The sequence below is a fragment of the Pseudoalteromonas sp. SG43-1 genome (assembly GCF_014164415.1).
GTDB classification, from domain to species: Bacteria; Pseudomonadota; Gammaproteobacteria; order Enterobacterales; family Alteromonadaceae; genus Pseudoalteromonas; species Pseudoalteromonas distincta.
Genome location: NZ_JACJFD010000002.1, coordinates 214464 through 233632 on the forward strand (window position 1 = coordinate 214464; position 19169 = coordinate 233632).

Annotated in this window: 14 protein-coding genes and 1 pseudogene; 4 read left to right on the plus strand and 11 right to left on the minus strand. The window is 36.3% G+C overall.

Annotated elements, in window-relative coordinates; genetic code table 11:
• Positions 1-478 precede the first annotated feature (478 nt).
• The 11 genes and pseudogenes from H5159_RS03085 to H5159_RS03135 all read right to left on the minus strand — a co-directional run bounded on the left by H5159_RS03085 (position 479) and on the right by H5159_RS03135 (position 14368).
• Complete coding sequence (locus tag H5159_RS03085; RefSeq protein ID WP_182779709.1) at positions 479-1159, minus strand: hypothetical protein; 681 nt, start codon at positions 1157-1159, stop codon at positions 479-481.
• Positions 1160-1978: 819 nt separating this feature from the next.
• Positions 1979-2302: a hypothetical protein gene (locus H5159_RS03090; protein ID WP_182779710.1), complete on the minus strand. Its 324-nt coding sequence runs from the start codon at positions 2300-2302 to the stop codon at positions 1979-1981.
• A 245-nt stretch (positions 2303-2547) separates the two neighbouring features.
• Positions 2548-3213 (minus strand): gamma-mobile-trio protein GmtX, encoded by a 666-nt coding sequence (gmtX, locus tag H5159_RS03095; protein WP_182779711.1) that lies wholly within the window; start codon positions 3211-3213, stop codon positions 2548-2550.
• The gene (locus H5159_RS03100; protein ID WP_182779712.1) at positions 3213-5852 is read right to left on the minus strand and encodes an integrase family protein; all 2640 of its coding nucleotides are present in this window, start codon (positions 5850-5852) and stop codon (positions 3213-3215) included. Before H5159_RS03100 ends, gmtX begins: the two co-directional genes overlap by 1 nt.
• Positions 5849-7246, minus strand: a pseudogene (gene gmtY / locus H5159_RS03105) (gamma-mobile-trio recombinase GmtY); the annotation flags it as partial. The pseudogene gmtY and the gene H5159_RS03100, both read right to left, overlap by 4 nt.
• A gap of 264 nt (positions 7247-7510) precedes the next feature.
• The gene (locus H5159_RS03110; protein WP_182736403.1) at positions 7511-8470 is read right to left on the minus strand and encodes a sugar-binding transcriptional regulator; all 960 of its coding nucleotides are present in this window, start codon (positions 8468-8470) and stop codon (positions 7511-7513) included.
• A gap of 248 nt (positions 8471-8718) precedes the next feature.
• A complete protein-coding gene (locus H5159_RS03115) occupies positions 8719-9720 on the minus strand; it encodes an ABC transporter ATP-binding protein (RefSeq protein WP_182693430.1) in 1002 nt (333 codons plus the stop codon).
• Positions 9721-9730: 10 nt separating this feature from the next.
• Positions 9731-10561, minus strand: a complete 831-nt coding sequence (locus H5159_RS03120; protein ID WP_024589367.1) for a carbohydrate ABC transporter permease — start codon at positions 10559-10561, stop codon at positions 9731-9733.
• Between the two features lie 2 nt (positions 10562-10563).
• Complete coding sequence (locus H5159_RS03125; protein WP_002960879.1) at positions 10564-11436, minus strand: carbohydrate ABC transporter permease; 873 nt, start codon at positions 11434-11436, stop codon at positions 10564-10566.
• A 146-nt stretch (positions 11437-11582) separates the two neighbouring features.
• Positions 11583-12887, minus strand: a complete 1305-nt coding sequence (locus H5159_RS03130) for a sugar ABC transporter substrate-binding protein (protein WP_182749443.1) — start codon at positions 12885-12887, stop codon at positions 11583-11585.
• Positions 12888-13039: 152 nt separating this feature from the next.
• A complete protein-coding gene (locus H5159_RS03135) occupies positions 13040-14368 on the minus strand; it encodes a hypothetical protein (RefSeq protein ID WP_165723449.1) in 1329 nt (442 codons plus the stop codon).
• Positions 14369-14897: 529 nt separating this feature from the next.
• Between H5159_RS03135 and H5159_RS03140 the strand changes: the two genes are divergently transcribed.
• Genes H5159_RS03140 through H5159_RS03155 form a run of 4 tightly spaced genes read left to right on the plus strand, consistent with a single transcriptional unit; the run spans position 14898 to position 19163 of the window.
• The gene (locus H5159_RS03140; RefSeq protein ID WP_002960883.1) at positions 14898-15281 is read left to right on the plus strand and encodes a response regulator; all 384 of its coding nucleotides are present in this window, start codon (positions 14898-14900) and stop codon (positions 15279-15281) included.
• Positions 15282-15294: 13 nt separating this feature from the next.
• Positions 15295-16200, plus strand: coding sequence for a MoxR family ATPase (locus tag H5159_RS03145; protein ID WP_182779713.1), 906 nt, complete (start codon positions 15295-15297; stop codon positions 16198-16200).
• Positions 16201-16206: 6 nt separating this feature from the next.
• Complete coding sequence (locus H5159_RS03150; RefSeq protein ID WP_024604393.1) at positions 16207-17193, plus strand: DUF58 domain-containing protein; 987 nt, start codon at positions 16207-16209, stop codon at positions 17191-17193.
• Positions 17193-19163 (plus strand): DUF3488 and transglutaminase-like domain-containing protein, encoded by a 1971-nt coding sequence (locus H5159_RS03155; protein WP_182779714.1) that lies wholly within the window; start codon positions 17193-17195, stop codon positions 19161-19163. The genes H5159_RS03150 and H5159_RS03155 overlap by 1 nt, the downstream gene beginning before the upstream one ends.
• Positions 19164-19169 lie beyond the last annotated feature (6 nt).

Here is a 19169-nt window from a genome sequence, read left to right on the forward strand (position 1 = left end):
TTAACAACTTTGAATTTTAAGTCTTTATTACCAAACTCATCTAGACTTGGACTAAAAGCAAAATGGACTTCCCAGCTTTCACTAGACACCGGCTTATAATCTTAAAGTACAAAACGGAAGTAAACTTCCGGCTTGTAAGCTTGTATTGGTATATTCCGGAATTAAACTTCCGTTCCTAGGACTTTAAAGATAGTTATCGGTAATATACTTCTTTTTTTGATAGCGTTAACCTAGATAGCTATATGAACAACTTTTCGGGGTCTCCTTTGAGCGAGAAGCAGACGGTCGGTTAAACTCGTTTTTGGACAAGAACATATTAGAGTATTAAAATCATAATTCTTAATATGATGCTATTCGTGAGCCAAACACCTTTCCTCCTACTGTATTAATTCGTTTTGCTAATTTAGTAAATTAAAAGATTTAGCAATAAAAAAAAGCTAACATAAATGCTAGCTTTTCACACTTGAATTTAGCTACTCTAATTATAAGAACAGGTAGGACAAGGCTTAGAAATAACGCTCTCTCTCCAAGCGCCCGAAAAGTTATTGTATCTCCACACTTCGGTAGAAACTTTATCATTTGTGGAATTCTTGACAAACTCAACTTTGAAATCAGTGTACTGACTTATGCCCGCATTAACTGCACCTTGATAAACACTGAGACCCAACGCAATACCTCCTCCCGAAGTTGTTCCACCACTACATGCTTCTTCACAAAAAATTGTTATTGTTTCCATATCTTCATCTGTATCGAAAGTACTAATACCTCCACTGAAAAGATCTGAATCAAAAGCGACAGCCATATGAGCAATGAATGGGTCTAACTTTGATACAGAGATACCGAAATAGTTAGCAAATTTTGTTTTTTGTTCATTCATCGCTTGATTCAATTCTTTTTCTGAATAATTCTCCGGCGAAATAAATTCAGGAACCTCATAAATTATTTGCATATCAGGAGTAGATGAGCCTGAGTTTAATCTCATGAATTGATCCGCAGCGTATTTATAGGCTTTTTCAGATAAACCCAAAGTTTTACTATTATAAGTTATATTACTTTTTATTTGTGATACTGGATTAGTAGGTTCAATTGTTGTTTCCGCATTAACACTAAAAGTGCCAATAAAAAGTATTGCAGAAGCTAGCTTATAAAAGATTGTCATAATAAAGTCCTTAGTAAATTAACAATATGTTCATTATTCAACAAATAAAAACCTATATTAATACTTGTTAATTGTCAACATAGGGCAACATTTACTTAACAAGCTTCTAATCTTAGTCTCCTACATTTGTCATAGACTAGATCTAAATTAAACCCTGTTCTTAGTTAGTAGCTATAATGTAAAAAATTGAGAAACTTACTAAAAGTTTTACGTTGGTAGGTGTAGTTATCATACTCTCGGCGGGTATTCGACGCAGGCCAATATTTCGGTAGTCTATATAGAAATATAAAAGATTACCAATCATGGTAGATTAAAATGAATCAGAATTTCTTCACCAAGACTCATCATTTTAGAGTGAATTTAAATCGTTAAAGGCCTGCACTAACTCGTTAAGGGGCAGAAACGAGTTACGGCTTATAGTCGGCTCATGGCACAAATGCGACTGTCAGATTTGATCAAAAACTAAAAACCAAACCTGACAGATTAAGTTAAGACTTATTCAAATTAACGTAAATATCTGAAAACATACTATTGATAAATAACAATATAAAACAGTACGATAAGGCTATAAACAAATTTTTAATTATGACTAGGAAAGTGTCCTCTGATACTTGACTCAAAGTAACACCGTTAGCTTTTAATGTATTCATTTATTAGCTTTTAGTGTATTTAATCACTAGCTTATAGTGTAGGGCTGAGGACATTTACAGCATGATACTCCTTAAGCTTGCTTCATCAAAACCCTCTAGTATCTATCGTTATGTAGAGCACATTACCTCCAAAAGTAAAAAATAGACAGATTAAAAGGAGATAAGCGTCTTATGTATCTTCCATAATATCTTTAAGTGCTATGCGTTTTAACTGCGTGCCATCGCGGTACCTTTTTGCTAACAAATCGTCTAATACAGCACCAGTGTAATAGGTGTAGCCATTTTCTTCACCAACGGGGAGCTCATATATAGAGCCTGATATTTGAGGCCAAATCAAATAATTCTCACATGGTGATAAGTGAGGTAGAACCATTGAACCTGAGCTTACTCTCCATTCATCATCATTTCTCCACGAACAAAACAACACATAGCAGGGTTTACTATCGATTGTTTGAAACGTTAAAACAACCCAACCTTCTGGCCTATGTTTCATAAGCAGCTCCATCTCTTTAACATAAAAAAATAAGTTCAAAATCTCCATTAACCTTAACTTAAGAAACGAGAATAACTCCCCTTTTATCTTAAAAAAATATATAAGGGCAACATTATTTTAAATTAATTCTAGAAGCTTTATTAATCAGGGAATGTAATAAGAGCTCTTAATCTCAAATACGAAATCAACCTTTCAAACTTACTAAATTTAATATAGTAAGTTTGAAATTCTAAGAGTAATTTAACCTAATCCTCTCTGTCAGATAATAGTTTACTTAGAGCTGTAGTGAAACCACGGGGAAATATTTCAATATTATTTTCTATAGTTTTAACTTGACCAGCTTTTGTTGAAACCCAGTCATTGTTATACATACACTCTTCAGATATAGCATAATTAAGTGCGCTAATTTCTGATTTTGTCAATTCCTTTATTTCAGCATCTTGTGATAAATCACGCGCTGAAGAAGGAGTAAATGGACGCTTATCTATAACAATATTAGAATGCTGTTTTAGTAGGTTAACCTCTTTTCTGTATCGATTCCTCTCAGCGATGATTTGACCGAATAAAGCTCTAACAGCTGGATCTGTAATTCGCTGAAGTAGAATGTTATCAGCTGGTAAAGCGTGTTTAGGTGTTTTTTCGGGGTTAAGTAATCCAGCTTTACCTTTGCTTTTCTGAGCCCAAGCTTCAATAAGAGAGCGGTAATGACTATTCCTTGTAGCCCTCAATGCTTCATAAGCTGGACCACCATTTTCTTTAGAATAACGACCAATTTGAGTTATTGAAAAGTTATGATTACCAGTAGCCGAATATAAGCTTAATATCTCGTTAAGTTTCTGTAAGTTCTTTTGAGTTCTAGGTTCTTTACCATCTTTTAAGTCAGCTAAAATAACTTCAATATTGATATTCATTAGCTTCTAAAGCTCGATGGTAATAGTAGCTTGTTTAAACTTATTACATTGTCAGTAATCACGGAAATACCAACCGATAAAAGTTTATTATTAACAAGGTATTCTTCAGCCTCTATATGACTTGCAACTTTTCGATAACCTTCTAGTTTATCCTTAGGATCAGCAATCATTGCCATTTTTCTCATCATCGCATTTGCTGCTATTAATTGTTGATTTTCATCCATTTCCATTAAAACAGGTTCGAAACCGCTTTTCATAAGTACGCGACTTAATTCCATTGAGCGCTTTTGAATAGCAGGCGTTTTTCGTAGCTCATCTCTGAGATCAGGGTAAAACTCTGCATCTTCACATAATAATGATAAATGTAATAATTCAGATTTTGTTTCAATAAACCTAAGGGCTTTACTAACGTCTCTCTCTTCACCAACAGCAATTAATTTATCTTGATTATCATCTTTAGCTCGTGTTTCTTCAATGCGAATAATTTTATTAATAAGCTCAAAACAAGCCATCCAGTCTTTAGTGTATTCATCAGCTTCTACTTTTTGCTTTTCGTATCGACGTTGAAGGACTTGAACTTCATTGTGCTTAGTAAATAGTTTTCCTTGTTCTTCAGCAAAAAAAATCTCATCTTTCAAGTGATCTAATTCACCTTCAATTTCAATGAATAATTTAGCAGCTTGATGTGCTTTATAACTGAGTTGATTAAATTGCGCATTTAGGGCTGGTAAGTAACGAGCTTCAGAAATAAACCATCTACACCTTATACAATTTTCAGGCCCATGAGGTACAGCTGAATAAACGCGGTTTTGGGCATGAGTAGCATCAGTTAGTTCTTCTCCCCCGTTCCAACAGCCGCCTAAAGAACCAGATTCATTGGATTTTACAGTGTTACCACCAACTAAACATAAACCTGTAGCCCTCTCCTCCCATCCTATTGGTGCGCGGTTTACCAATGCAGCTTCGATACTATCGTCTTTATGGTATGACATTTTTAATTGTATTTGTTCTAACGAAGCGTCTTTTAAAAAGCTCTTTACGCTTTGTGTAGAGTTTTTCTCTAACTCTAATTCAGCTTCTTCCATTTTGTGAGCAAAAACAGACGGCGTAATTTTATTGTAGTATATCGTCATCAGTAATCTGCTATGTCCAGCAAGCATTTTAGAAATGACTGCAATAGGAAGCTGTGTGTCCATAGTATATGCTGTAATCAGAGACACACGAAGACTATGAAGAGGAAAATAGGTGCTGGTCATGGTAGTTAAAAGGGTCCCAGGAGGACATTCAGAGACTAACTTCAATTTTTCGCCATTATCTAGAGTATCTCCATTTCGCTCTAGATTACCTTCTAGTTTTAATAATAGTTGATACCAAAGACGGTTTATAGCTTTTGGATATGTAGGTTTAAATTTATCGTCTCCCGATGCTGAAGCGTCTCTGAAGAGGAAAGAAATATCCCCCATACTTCTTAATTGAGCTTCAGATTTTTTTTGATCTGATGTATGTTTATTTAGCAACGTAGTACAATCTACAGAATTCAGAATCGGATTGTATTTTTCCTGCCAATTGCGCAATTTTTCTAACCAATATAAGACTTCTTCATTCTGCCAAGGAATAGTGTAGCCTCGTTCGAGTTCTTCTTTATTATTATCAGCTGATTTGTTTGTGTTTATATATATAGCTGTTGAATAGGATGCGGAAATTGAATCGTAGACACGCCGAAAAACACCTTTGCTAAATGGGCGTTTTTCATTTCCGAGACTAAAATCATGCTTTTTATTTAGTTTCCATTGCTTATTTTCATACCTCCAGGTGTCAGCTTCTCCACTATCAAGCATATTGATTTGATAGGTGCGTAATGGTAAATGAAGTTTTACAAGCAGTATCATATGTCTAACTGGAGACCAGATCTGGAAGATTTCCTTTTTCTTCTTTATTTGCATTCGCCATACACAATCGGGATCTGACTTGTCTATAAGTTCTTCATCTACTTCGAACCAATCACTTTTTTGTATATTATGAGACCAAGTCCAGTCACTAAAATTTCGGTAGTGATAAAGTGGCTTTAAATTTTCATTAAAGGCTAGGCTTTCCTCAATATTTGTTATTTCTTGTTTGCTAGGAAGTGGGCAGATAATCTGACGCAAATCTTGAATATAACGATACGGTAGAGGGTTTCGAACAGTTTCGGTAATGGAACGGGCTATCTTTATTTTTTTTATAGGATTAACAACAGTTGGAATTAGAATACCATTATCATTTTTTTCAGATAAGTGAGATTTTATTACAAAATCAATAAAGTCGCATGGCACATTAACAGACTTTTGGATTGCTGCAGGTTGATTGACTTTTAGCCTGATGATTTTCTCAAACTCTTCGGTGGAACATTTATGTCCATTAAAGCCACTAAAAAAAAGCTTTATATCAACAGCGTATGGTACCTTTTCATAAAGATAAGTTTCAAAGAATCGCGTCAGAGCCACTTGCTTTGGACCAACACCAGTTTGCTGTGTTTTCATCCATTCTGAAGCTAATTTTTGCCAGCTCTCCCATTCAGGACCAAACGTAGTTAACATCCAACTGAAGGTCGTATCAGACGCGCGGCTATCTCTTTTTTTTACATCTATTTTATTATTCATTTTAAGCTTCTAAATTTAGGATTTTTACCAGTGAAGTAACCTTGGGGGTCGATATCATCAAACCCAGATTGAACCAAATTAATCCAATCAATAGGTTTAACAACCGATTCTGTTTGCGATAACTGATTAGTTGCTTCTTGGAGTTCATTTGATATGTCTATATGGCTTTTACCAGTATAAGGAACCTGAGATTCTAAGGATTTGTGGTGCAGACACCTGCGGATTAATAGTGGACTGAGTCCAGAACGTTCAAGACGCCTTCCATAATTATGTCGGTGCCCATGAGGACAAATCCCCTCAGATTTATTTGGCTTTAGCCCTATTCTTTTCAATCCGACTGAGTAATTATAGTTAAAGGCGTTAATAGTATAAGGAGAACCTAAACTTGTGTGATGAAAAGATATAAAAGCATATGGATGATAAGAATCTATACTAGCGCGGAATTTTTGATAGTTCCTCCAGAGAGACATAAAAACTTTACCGTAATCGGAGGGGAACCATTGGACTTTTATATAATTATCTTTATGGTCTACTACTCTACTTTTCCATCCAAGAAAATTAGTACCACTCATTTTGATACGAGGTATCCTTCCATAATTTTCTTTTAGATATGCTTCTCTTGTCTGCGTTCCGGATCTACTCTTCCAGTTATATGGAGCTTTACCATCAACTTCATTGTAAATTTTCACAACAGCTATATCAGGGTTGTTAGAGTCTTCGAAAACGTCAGTTACCCATAGAGCCATTGCTTCACTTAACCTTAGACCACCTCCATGAATTAACAATAAAACTAATTTATCCCTTAATATTACTCTTACGTCAGTGGCTCCGCCTAAGCCATGCTTAAAAAATGGTTCTAAGTACTTATCAGGAAACGCAAGTGAATCACCATCAATATGGGTTAGTGTTGAACGTCCTTTGATCAACCTAGCTTTACGAATGGTTTTATTGATTGATTCATTTTTTATGTGCCCGAGATAGTCACTTTGATTCTTTCGAAACCATGAAGCATAATTTAAACGATACTCATGAGGGGTAGCATCACTTAAGGGGTTCATTGCTGCATTACCTAATCTCTTAGACTGCCAATCAGTAAATGCAGTTAGTCGATTTATATGTTTATTAACATTAATAGTAGATGAAGGTAACCAATATAAGCCTGATGGATCTAAACCATCCTCTCCTATTGTTCCAGAGTATAAGCGTTTAGCAAAAGTTTGAAAAAGTATAGTCGGGTGATGAAATAAGTCCTTATTTGCTTCCATATAATCAAGTAACAGAGATATAGCTCTAATAATACTGATCATTGAAGAATTACTTGCTCCATTAACTTCCTTAAAGAGCAAGTAATCAGTTACAGAAGCTATTTCACCTTCAGTTGTAAGTAAAATGGGTACTTGGCTTTTTACTCAAGTGTTATCTTCTATTAAAGTTGCTCTAACTTTGACACATGTCAATCTATATTCTCACATACACTATATACATGATTGATACTATATAACTAGTGTACGAGAAGTCAAATATATCGATAAATTAGCAACTTACATACATAAAATACATAAAAACTATTACTATATATTATAGACGGTATCGGACATTAAGTGTTTTTATTACAATAACTAGTATTACTAATACAGATACTTTATTTATCAATTTGTTTAATCAATACTAAGTAAACGCTCAGCTGTATATTCGTTAGTAATTAATCCACTGATCATGTTTGACCTTACTGCGCCCAAAATGGCTAACACTTTTTCTTCACCAGCAGCTATCGCATAAATCTGTTTGTTAGCTTTTGTTTTTAATGGCGTACTTGCTACACGCTGATTAACTGTGCAATCTAAAAGCTTACCGTTTTTATCAAACACCCAACTAATCATTTCACCAACAGCACCCAAATCTTGTAACTCTTTAAGTTCTTGCGCATCAATAAAACCATCTATATGTAATGGCGACTTTTCACCTAAGCTACCAATACCCACAAATGTTACATCGGCATCTTTAGCGAGTTTTAAATTACCGGTAATATTTTGTTGTGCGTGTAATTGTTCTTTTTCTTCAATGCTTCTTGGTAAAACTGGCAATGGCATTGGATAATGTTTTGCATTGGTGTGTTCGGCCATTCTTACTACAACATCATAAGGTGAAGCCGATCCATCCAAAGCCATATTGCCTAGCATTGCTACAATTTTATGTTGCGGACAATCAACGGTTCTTAGCTCATCTACACATGAACGTAAAACTCGACCGGTTCCCATAGCAAGTACTTTGGGTTGTTCTGATTTTAAATGACGTTCTATTTCTGCCGCGCCAGCTTGAGCCAAACCTAATGTAGATGAAGGTTCAGATGGATCGCTCGGTACAACTTCACACGAATCTAACCCAAAACGGCTTTTTAATTTTTCGGCCAAATCCATACATTTAGCAATCGGGTGGTCAAGTCTAACTTTAATTAATCCTTGGCTCACAGATAATGCGACCATTCTTTGTGCAGATTGACGAGATATATTTAGCTTTTTGGCAATTTCATCTTGTGTGTTACCGCCAACATAATATAACCACCCTGCTCTGGCTGCATCATCTAGCTTTCTAATTTCTGTATTTGATAGCTTTACCACGTAAACCTCTTAAAATAGAAGGAAAACTAAGTCCTTATTTTCATCACATAATTTTAATTATATGTGCTGCTATATAAATTATTTTATTAATTTTGGATTATCTATTTATCAATAACGTTTTTGTTATTTATAGTTTTAAATATACCATTCCTTAATAAAAAATACCTAGGTTTCATAGGATTATGTAATTAGAATTTAGTTAATAGCACCCTTATAAAGGTGCTATTTACGGTAATTAAAGATTGGCTTTAGCGAATTGTTAAACCGTTATTATCAAACTTTAATACTTTATCATCCGGTGCGCTTAGGTAAATACTGTCGCCATATTTTAACGGACAATCACCATCTGCTTTTACTGTTACGGTCCCTTTGCCTTCAATATTTATATGTAAAAAGCTCTCCGAACCTAAATGTTCAATTACACCGACAGTACCAGCCCACGTTCCTTGCTCAGTAGAGAGTGTTATATGCTCTGGTCGTATACCAATACAACTAACATTCGCATTTTCATTTTGTGGAGCATCTATAAAATTCATTTTTGGAGAGCCAATAAAACCAGCTACAAATTTGTTTACTGGGTTTTTATAAAGCTCTAAAGGTGTGCCTACCTGTTCAATAATACCGGCATTAAATACCGCGATTCTATCTGCCATTGTCATAGCTTCAACCTGATCGTGCGTAACATAAATCATTGTTGTAGCTAAACTTTTATGTAATTCAGATATTTCTAAACGCATATTTACACGTAATGACGCATCAAGATTCGAAAGCGGTTCGTCAAATAAAAATGCCGAAGGCTGACGAACAATTGCGCGCCCTATCGCTACACGCTGGCGCTGACCGCCCGATAATTGCCCAGGCTTTCGGTCTAAATAATCGGTCAAATTAAGAATTTTAGCGGCGTTAGCAATTTTACTTTCGATTTCTGTAGGGCTAACTTTGGCTCTTTTTAAAGGAAAAGCAATATTGTTACGCACTGTCATATGCGGATATAACGCATAGGATTGAAACACCATCGCTAAGCCTCTTTTTGCAGGCGGTGTTTTTGTAGCGTCAATGCCGTCAATTTCTATATTACCACTGGTGGTATCTTCAAGACCTGCGATCATACGAAGTAATGTAGATTTACCACAGCCTGATGGCCCAACAAATACGATAAACTCACCGTCTTTAATTTCTAAGTCGAGCGGTTTAATTACGTTAACTTCATCAAAGTTTTTAGTGACTTGTTTTAGTGTGATGCTGCCCATGTGTATTCTCCTATTTTACTGCGCCGAAACTTAATCCACGCACTAATTGTTTTTGACTAAACCAACCAAGTATTAAAATTGGCACAATGGCCATGGCAGATGCTGCCGATAACTTAGCGTAAAATAACCCCTCAGGGCTTGAGTAACTGGCAATAAATGCCGTTAAAGGTGCAGCATTTGCAGCGGTTAAAATAAGTGTCCAAAACGCTTCGTTCCACGACAAAATAACATTGAGTAATAGCGTTGAGGCTATACCCGGTAAGGCTATTGGCAATAAAACATGGAATATTTCTTCACCAATTGTTGCGCCATCCATACGGGAAGCTTCAAGTATTTCGTTTGGTATTTCTCTAAAGTAGGTGTAAAGCATCCATACCATTATTGGTAAGTTAATGAGTGTCATTACAATAACCAAACCTAATTTTGTATCGAGTAATGCAAAGTCGCGAAACAATAAATAAATCGGAATAAGTACGCCAACTGGTGGTAACATTTTGGTTGAAAGCATCCACATTAATAAGTGCTTTGTTTTTTTAGTTTGCACAAACGCCATAGACCACGCAGCAGGTACCGCAATTAATAACCCCAGTAAACTTGAACCTAGTGATATAACTACAGAGTTCCAAAAATGGGTAAAGTATGGCGAGCGCGACAGTACATCGCGGTAATTTTCGAGCGTCCAATCGAATGCATATAAGCTTGGACTTGCTGAAATTGCTTCAGCTTCCGTTTTAAAGCTGGTGATTAACGTCCATAAAATTGGAAAGAAAATCATGCCGCTTATTGTCCATGCAGCAATGGTATAAATTAGTTTGGAACGACGGCTATCTTTTATAGTCATAATTAACCCTCCAAGTTTTTGCCAATTAAGCGCATTAAAAATATAGCGACAATATTTGCAATTATTACTGCAACTATGCCCCCTGCCGAACCGCCACCTACATCAAATTGAAGTAGTGATTGCGTGTAAATTAAGTACGTTATATTGGTAGACGAATAACCAGGACCACCACTTGTTGTTACTAATATTTCGGCAAAAATTGACAGTAAAAATATAGTTTCGATTAAAATAACAGCGGTTACAGCGCGCGATAAGTGCGGCAAAACGATGTAAAAAAACTTACTAAATGGCCCAGCTCCGTCTAAATCAGCCGCTTCTAATTGTTCACGGTCTAATGATTGTATTGCTGTTAGCAGTATTAATGCTGCAAATGGTAACCACTGCCAAGACACAATTATGATGATTGAAAATAACGGCATTTGAGCAAAAAAGTCGATAGGTTCAAAGCCAAGCCAAATCGCGAAATGTGCAAATAAGCCATTAACTGGGTTCATTAGCATGTTTTTCCATACCAATGCCGACACAGTTGGCATTACAAAAAATGGGGCTAGTACCATAATGCGAACGTAATTTCGTCCCCATATTGCTTGGTCTAGTAAAATGGCTAAGCCAATACCACCACAAATAGTGATAAGTAAAACCCCAGTTACTAGGTAAAGCGTGTTAAAAAATGATTCAAAAAAAGCCGGATCAGTTAGGAAAAATTCATAGTTTAAAAAGCCTACAAACTCTTTATCCCCTGGAACGAGTAAGTTGTAATCAATAAATGAAAAATACAGTGTCATACACAGCGGAACTATCATCCAAGCAAGTAATAAAATTACACTAGGAAGAAGCATAAACCGAGCAAGCGTGCGCGAGTTAGTTGTTGCCATAAAGGTGACCTTAAAAAAGCCAATTCTATTTACTTGTTAACTATCAAGTGAAAATCAGAAACCCTTGATAGTGTTTATAACTAACAAGTAAATAGAATTGACATAAAATATTGGGTAAGTTTGAGTACTTACCCGCCCATTACATGCTATTTAGGATAGCGAGCTTTACGCATTGTTCGCTCAACGAGGTGCTGAGACGTACTAAGCGCTTGCTTAACGGTCATTTGGCCAGTTAATGCTGCTGAGAATTGTTGCCCAACAGCTGTACCAATTCCTTGAAACTCAGGAATAGCAACAAACTGAATACCTACATAAGGCACCGGTTTAACGGTTGGATTTTTAGGATCTGCAGATTGAATAGAATCTAAGGTAATTTGCGCAAACGGTGCTGCATCCATGTACTTTTGATTACTGTAAAGTGATTTACGTGTACCTGGCGGTACTTTTGCCCAACCTTTTTTGTCGGCTACAAGTTGAGTGTATTCTTTAGATGTTGCCCAACTAATAAATTTCATTGCGGCATCTGGTTTTTTACTGCTTGCTGGTACGGCTAAAGTCCAAGACCATAACCAGTTACCGCGTTTACCTAGACCGTTATCTGGCGCAAGTGCAAACCCTACTTTATCGGCAACTTCTGAGTCTTTTTTGTTAGTAACAAATGCGCCTGCAACGGTTGCATCAATCCAAATACCACATTTTCCGGTTTGAAATAGTGCAAGATTTTCATTAAAACCGTTTGCAGATGAACCCGCAGGACCAGATTCTTTCATCACATCGACATAATACTGAAGGGTATTTTCCCACTCTGGGGTATTAAACTGAGGTTTCCAATTTTCATCAAACCAACGCGCACCAAACGAATTTGCCATGGATGTAATAAGCGCAACGTTTTCGCCCCAACCTGCTTTACCACGTAGACAAAGGCCATAAACACCTTGTTTTTTATCTGTCATGGCTTTAGCAGCTTTGCGTATAAAGTCCCATGTTGGGGCTTTAGGCATTGTCAGCCCCGCTTTTTCCATTAAGTCAGTGCGGTACATAACCATTGAGCTTTCGCCATAAAATGGGGCAGCATAAAGTTTGTCATTAATCGTTAAACCGCTTCGAATTGCCGGAATTAAATCGTCTAAATCGTAGTTTTCACCTAAATTATCCAGCTCTTTTAGCCAATTTTGCTTACCCCAAATTGGTACTTCATAAGTACCTATGGTCATAACATCGTATTGGCCGCCCTTTGTTGCGACATCGGTTGTGACACGTTGGCGAAGAATGTTTTCCTCTAGAGTAACCCATTTTAGATCTATATCCGGGTTTTGGCTGGTAAAGTCACTGCTTAATTCTTTCATGGTGATCATGTCACCATTGTTAACAGTCGCTATTGTGATTGTTTCTTTTGCCGCAGCGCCCATGCTTATAAAGCCACACGCGAGCATAATTAATTTATTTTTCATCGGGTATTCCCCATACACGTTATGTTTTAACAAGTGCTATTAAATTTCAATCTATTACCAATTCTATTTATGGCAGTTTTAACGCATAAAACTGCCCGCAAAGTGCCTTTTTAGGTCCTTTGTTTAAATAGTTAGACTAGTTGGATAATGATTTAAAATTTAACAGATATTTCAGAAGTGAAGCCGTCAAATCCTTTACCGATTTGGCCGCCCGAATTAACACCTTCTTCTTGGTTAACATACTCAACTTTTAAAAGCGTTTTATCGTTAAACCAGTAACCTGCGGCTACTTGAATACGCTCTACTGTGTTGTCTGTTTGTTCAATTAAGTCGGAAGTGTTATCGGCTTCTGCATAACGAGCCGCTACATATAGCTTTTTAGGGATTAGATATTGTTGTGCTTCAAACACGAAGTACTCAACCGATGAGTCGCCTTCTATTACACTGTTTGAATCAAAAGTAGTGCCATTTTCATCAGCTATGCCGTTTGTACCAAAGTAGGTAATACCAGCAACTGCATTACCAGCGGCATCTGCAAATGTGTAATCATCAGACGATTTACCAACCATAAAAATTAAGCTAGTTTCGTCAGATGGTTGATAAGCTAAGTTAAGCTGGATGATTGATTGCTCAAGCCCTGGCATTGCGCCAACGTGAGTGTCACGCTCGTTTGAAGGTGACGCTGAGAAATTATAGTTTTCACCATCGCCAAAGCGATAGTTTGTTGTGGTTACACCATCAAGACTTGCTACGCCATTTTCAAAACGTAACTGGTCGCCTTGATTCGCTTTTAATAAGTTTAAGCCTGCTTTAAAGCCACCTTCAAATTCTAGAGTACCTTGAAGTCGGTAGTTATAACCTCTGTCTTCTTGAAATGCTTCACCGAAACTTGAAGTCGTAATGTGACCTGTAACATTATAAGCACGTACTACACCACTATCGAAAGTTTCGCTGTAACTTAGCTGTGCGCCGTTTTCTGCGGTTGCGTAATCGGTAATACCATTACCAATAAGTGCATTACTTTGGTTATCTGCGCCGTCTTGAAAGCCTTTAAATTGAAATGGTGAGCCACCAATATTACCCAAACGCAGTGTTAAATTTGCGTTTTCTTTTGGTGTGCCATATAGACCTAGTAAGTCAAATTCAACACCTGCAAAATCGTTGTGAAATGAAAAGTCACGATCTTCGCCACCAAAGTCATTAGGCTCTTCTGCAATATCTATATCGGCAGTGATGAACTCGTTAATATGAAATTTAAGCATTAGATTAGCTCTAATACGGCCAAATCCTGATTCTTGTTCTTCATCTTCTGGACGAAATGCACCATCTTTAGCCTGAATTGACTGAAAGTTTTGCATTAGTAAAAAGTCTACGTCAACGCGATCTAAATATTCAGAAATATCAGCCTGTGCTGGAGCCGATGTAGCCATAGCTGCCGCTATGAGAGAAATTGCAAATTTAGTCTTTTTATTATTCAACATAATAAGCTCTTTATTTAGTGTGGTGTGTGATGCCAACTTTATTAAATTGCATTTTCATTTAATGAAATTGGTATTAATTCAGTGTGTATAGATGAGGCTGACTGAGCAAAACATTAAGTGGTTAATGAAACTGCACTTGTGAGCATAAGCCCATCTACTGAGCATAATCACAGAATGAATTTAGAAGGTCAACGATTTTTTATTACAAAACGTTTACAAAAAATCGAATTCATATGTAAATATTTTTGAATCAATAAGTTAAGTAGCAAATTTGTTACATCAAATTTTGATGGAATGTTGTATTGGATTAAGGAATTTCTTATGAATACGTCATTATTGTTCATTACAATTAATGAAAATATAAGTTAGTAGAAGATATGAGAGCAGATAACCCTTTAAAAATACGTTGTTGGGCAAACCTATAAACAGTTTATTTATTGGTGTTTTTTAAGTAACGTTCTTGAGCTTATGATGGGGTTAGCTTAGTATTAAAGCACTTAGATGTATTCAAAATAGAAGTAACCTACATATGGAATTTGTTCGCCCGCTAGAGCCCATCCTCATTATTGATGACGTTAAGGAAATTCGTGATTATCTAAACCAAATTTTAACTGACTTAGGGTTTGAAGATATATTAGAAAGTGCTGATTTTAGCTCTGCCAAACCTATTATGGACAATAAACCGCCAGGCGTTATATTTGTAGATGTAGATTTACCAGACTCTAACGGTGCAGAGATATTGGAATACATTAATAGTGCTTACCCGCACACTCATGTTGTTATGTGTTCGGGCCACAATAGTCTCGAAAACGTACAAAACACGTGGGAAATGGGCGCTAAAGGTTTTATTGCAAAACCTTTTAATACAAAAAAAGTAGACACTGTAATGAAGCGTCTTGAAATAATAGAATAATAATAAGGTTAGCATGCATAGTACTGTTACTGCGATTATAGACGATCTTTCGAGTGTTATATTTGGTAAACAACAACAAATAAAACTGGCACTTACATGCTTATTTAGCGAAGGGCATTTACTCATTGAAGATTTGCCTGGCATGGGAAAAACCACTCTTTCTCATGCATTGTCAGCTGTGTTAGGCTTATCGTATCAGCGTATACAATTTACCAGTGATCTTCTCCCTGCTGATATTTTGGGTACTAACGTGTTTAACTCTACCGAGCACAGTTTTACGTTTCATAAAGGCCCTATTTTTAGCCAAGTTGTTTTAGCTGATGAAATAAACCGCGCAGGGCCCAAAACACAAAGTGCGTTGCTTGAAGCAATGGAAGAGCAACAAGTAACAGTTGATGGAAAAAAATATACGCTGCCAAATCCATTTTTTGTGATAGCAACACAAAACCCGCTTTATCAATCAGGTACCTACCCGTTACCTGAGTCGCAATTAGACCGATTTTTAATGCGCATTAGCTTGGGTTTTCCTCCTAAAGAAGCCGAAAAACGCTTAATTTTGAATATGCAAAAACGAGATTACAGTCAGTTACCTAAGCGTATTGACCAACAAGAGTTAGCGGCAATTCAAACCCAGATAAGCCAAATTACTTTAAGTAGCCCGGTTATTGACTACATTATAGAGCTTGTTAATTACACACGCACAAGCAACGCTTTTGCATCATCGTTATCACCTCGTGCTAGTATGGCTTTGGCTAAAGCAGCTAGGTCGTGGGCCTTTATTGATGGTCGTGATTTTGTAATGCCAGAAGATGTTCAAGCCGTATTTGTAAGTGTGTGTCAGCATCGATTAGGTTTGCATAATGAGTCAGGTGAAGCACAAGTAAACGATATTTTAAAAAACGTATTAGTTCCGGTATAAACTTTTATGCCAAAAAAAACAGCTAAGCGCCCTTCTTTATTTAAGTCATTTAAGCAAAGTGTATTTAATAAGTTATTAAAAAATAAACATTTAAAAAACTCAATTACACTTGAACACAGAACAATTTATGTATTGCCATCATCCCTTGGTTGGTATTTTATAGTTGTAGCTATTTTAAACTTTGTGATGGGCATTAATTATCAAAATAATTTAATTTTAATAATGTCTTATCTTATGTTTGTGGTAATGATTATTGCTGTATTAATGGGCTACAGTAACGCTAAAGGCTTAACAGTTAAATTTAAAGATGCATTTAACAGCTACGCTCCTCAAAAACCGAGTATTATATTTGAATTACAAAGCCCTTCAGTAACCCAATCTATTAATTTAACATATCAAGGGAGTGAGCAAACTCACAAACATACCGGCCAAGTTGATAGTAAACCTCAGTTACTTACACTCAACTTACCCTACAGCTCACGCGGTAAGTACTCAGTGCAACGTATTAAAATAGCGAGTAACTATCCCTTTGGTTTGATAACTGTTTGGAGCTACATTCAATTACAACAAGATGTATTTGTATACCCGTCGCTTGAACAGGTTCACTGTGACGCGCATGTTTCTATGCTTGATGAGCAAGCCGATAAAGGTATTTCTACACAATCTGGTAGCGAAGAGTTTGAGTCTCTTATCCCACACTTACCTGAGATGGGCTTGCAAAGAGTGTCGTGGAAGCATTACGCAAAAACACAGCAGTTGTTAGTTAAAGAGTTTGTAGACTTTAAAACAGCAAATGCACTCTTCGATTTTACGTTAATGAATGGAGATACAGAGCAGCGCTTAAGCCAGTTATGCTTTTTAGTGTGTGAAGCAACCGAGAAAAACACCCCTTTTATGTTAAAGCTACCGAATAAAACAATAAATACAAATACCGGACAGCATCATAAGCAGCAATGCTTAGAAGTATTATGCTCATTTAATGGTGATGTGTAATGGACATACTTAAAAACGAAAAAGTAATAAATTATTCGCTGTCTTTTATATATGCATGTTTGATTGTATTTTTTGTATCACATTTACCGCTTGTTTTTGTTGGTGTACTTTCACTTATTTGTGCATGGAACTTTTACATAACGCTGAGTAATAAACCAAAGCCAAATGCTTGGCTGGCAAATATACTCGCAGGTGTCTCACTCGGTTTAATGCTCTACACAGTAGGCATGTCGGATACGGTTATTTTATTTGTGGCCATGCTGCTACTTGCTAGTTTATTTAAGCTGCTACAGGCTAAAACCAAAAAACACTATCATGTAATTACAACGCTTACGTTTTTTTCACTCTCATCTGTGTATTTATTTAACCAAAGCATTTTAACGACTTTAACTGTTAGTAGTTTATACATATTAAACTTTGCAGTACTTGGCCTACTCGAGTCCAAACATAATTTAAAAATCGCCTCTAAGCAAAGTGGTAAATTGCTACTTTTAGCGCTTCCGTTAGCTATATTTTTACTGCTTTTTTTACCAAAAATGCCCGCCTTTTGGCAGCTTCCTGGACCTAAGCTTGCTAAAACAGGGCTTTCTGAACAAGTCGATCCATTCGATATTGCTAAGCTTTCAAATTCTGACGAGCTTGTATTTAGAGCTAAATTTAACGAAGAAAAACCTGTAGCGCCTTATTATTGGCGAGCAATAGTTCATGATGAATTTAATGGCAATGCGTGGCTTACGTCTGACTTTTTAAAATATAATAATGTAAAAACAAATACGCAGAGCGAAAATGATGAGCAACTTATTGCAAGCTACTCAGTTATTACAGAGCCTGCTACACAAAAATGGCTCTATGGTTTAGCGTATTCCAGTAGTAACTCACCAAATGTTGAAGGTAATTCGCTAGGTTTATTGCGTAAAAAAAGTCGCCAAGCTAAAAACTTACAATACGATGTAAATAGCTTTAACTTCACAACTTTACCGCTTGGCGAATTTGAAGAAAAACGCTACAAATACCTCTCCAATAAAAAGAATGTAAAAACATCATCACTTGCTAAAAACTTAAAGCAAAATACACACTCTGACCGCGATTTTTATAATCGCTTATTACAGTACTTTGCAGGTACGGGATTTACTTACACATTAACACCCACTCCTATGAGCGGCGATAACACCATAGATCAATTTTTATTTGATAATCAACGTGGCTTTTGTGGCCACTATGCCAGTGCCGCTGCGTACATTTTTAGAACCGCAGGTATACCCGCTCGACTAGTAAGTGGCTATTTAGGTGGCGAATTAAATCAAGATAATAATACACTCACTGTTCGCCAATACGACGCACACGCTTGGGTAGAAGTATATTTACAAAACGAAGGTTGGGTTATTTTTGATGCAACCGCCGTTGTTGCACCAGAGCGTTTAAATGGCTCACTTTCGCAAAACGAAGAGCTGAATGACGAATTTAAAAGTAACCTTGATTTTGGTTTAGTGAGTTTAAGTAATTTCCCCGCTATTAATTGGTTAAGGTTGGAACTTGAAAACCTCGATTATCAATGGTCTAGCTGGGTACTTGGTTTTGACGAAGAAAAACAAAATGATTTTTTAAAATCAATTTTTGGTAGTAAAAATATTTGGCTTGTACCATTAATGGTTTTACTAACAGCTGGTTTTTGTTTTATAGGTTATTTTATTTATTTAAACTTGCCAAAACGCCCGTCTAAATTAGCGCCTATGGTTAAAGAGTTTTATGAAGTAAAAGCATGGGCTAAAAAACAAAAAGTAAATACACCCGATAATTTAACACCGAGTCAGCAGTTAGACTTTTTTGCTGATCAACTTCCTCGTTCTGCACAATCTATAAACACTTTTAGGCAGTTATTTAACCAAGTACGCTATGGTAAAAAACCTTTTACGAAAGAGCGTAAAACTCAGGCTAAAGATCTGATAAAATTAATTAAAATTTCCAAATAGAGAATA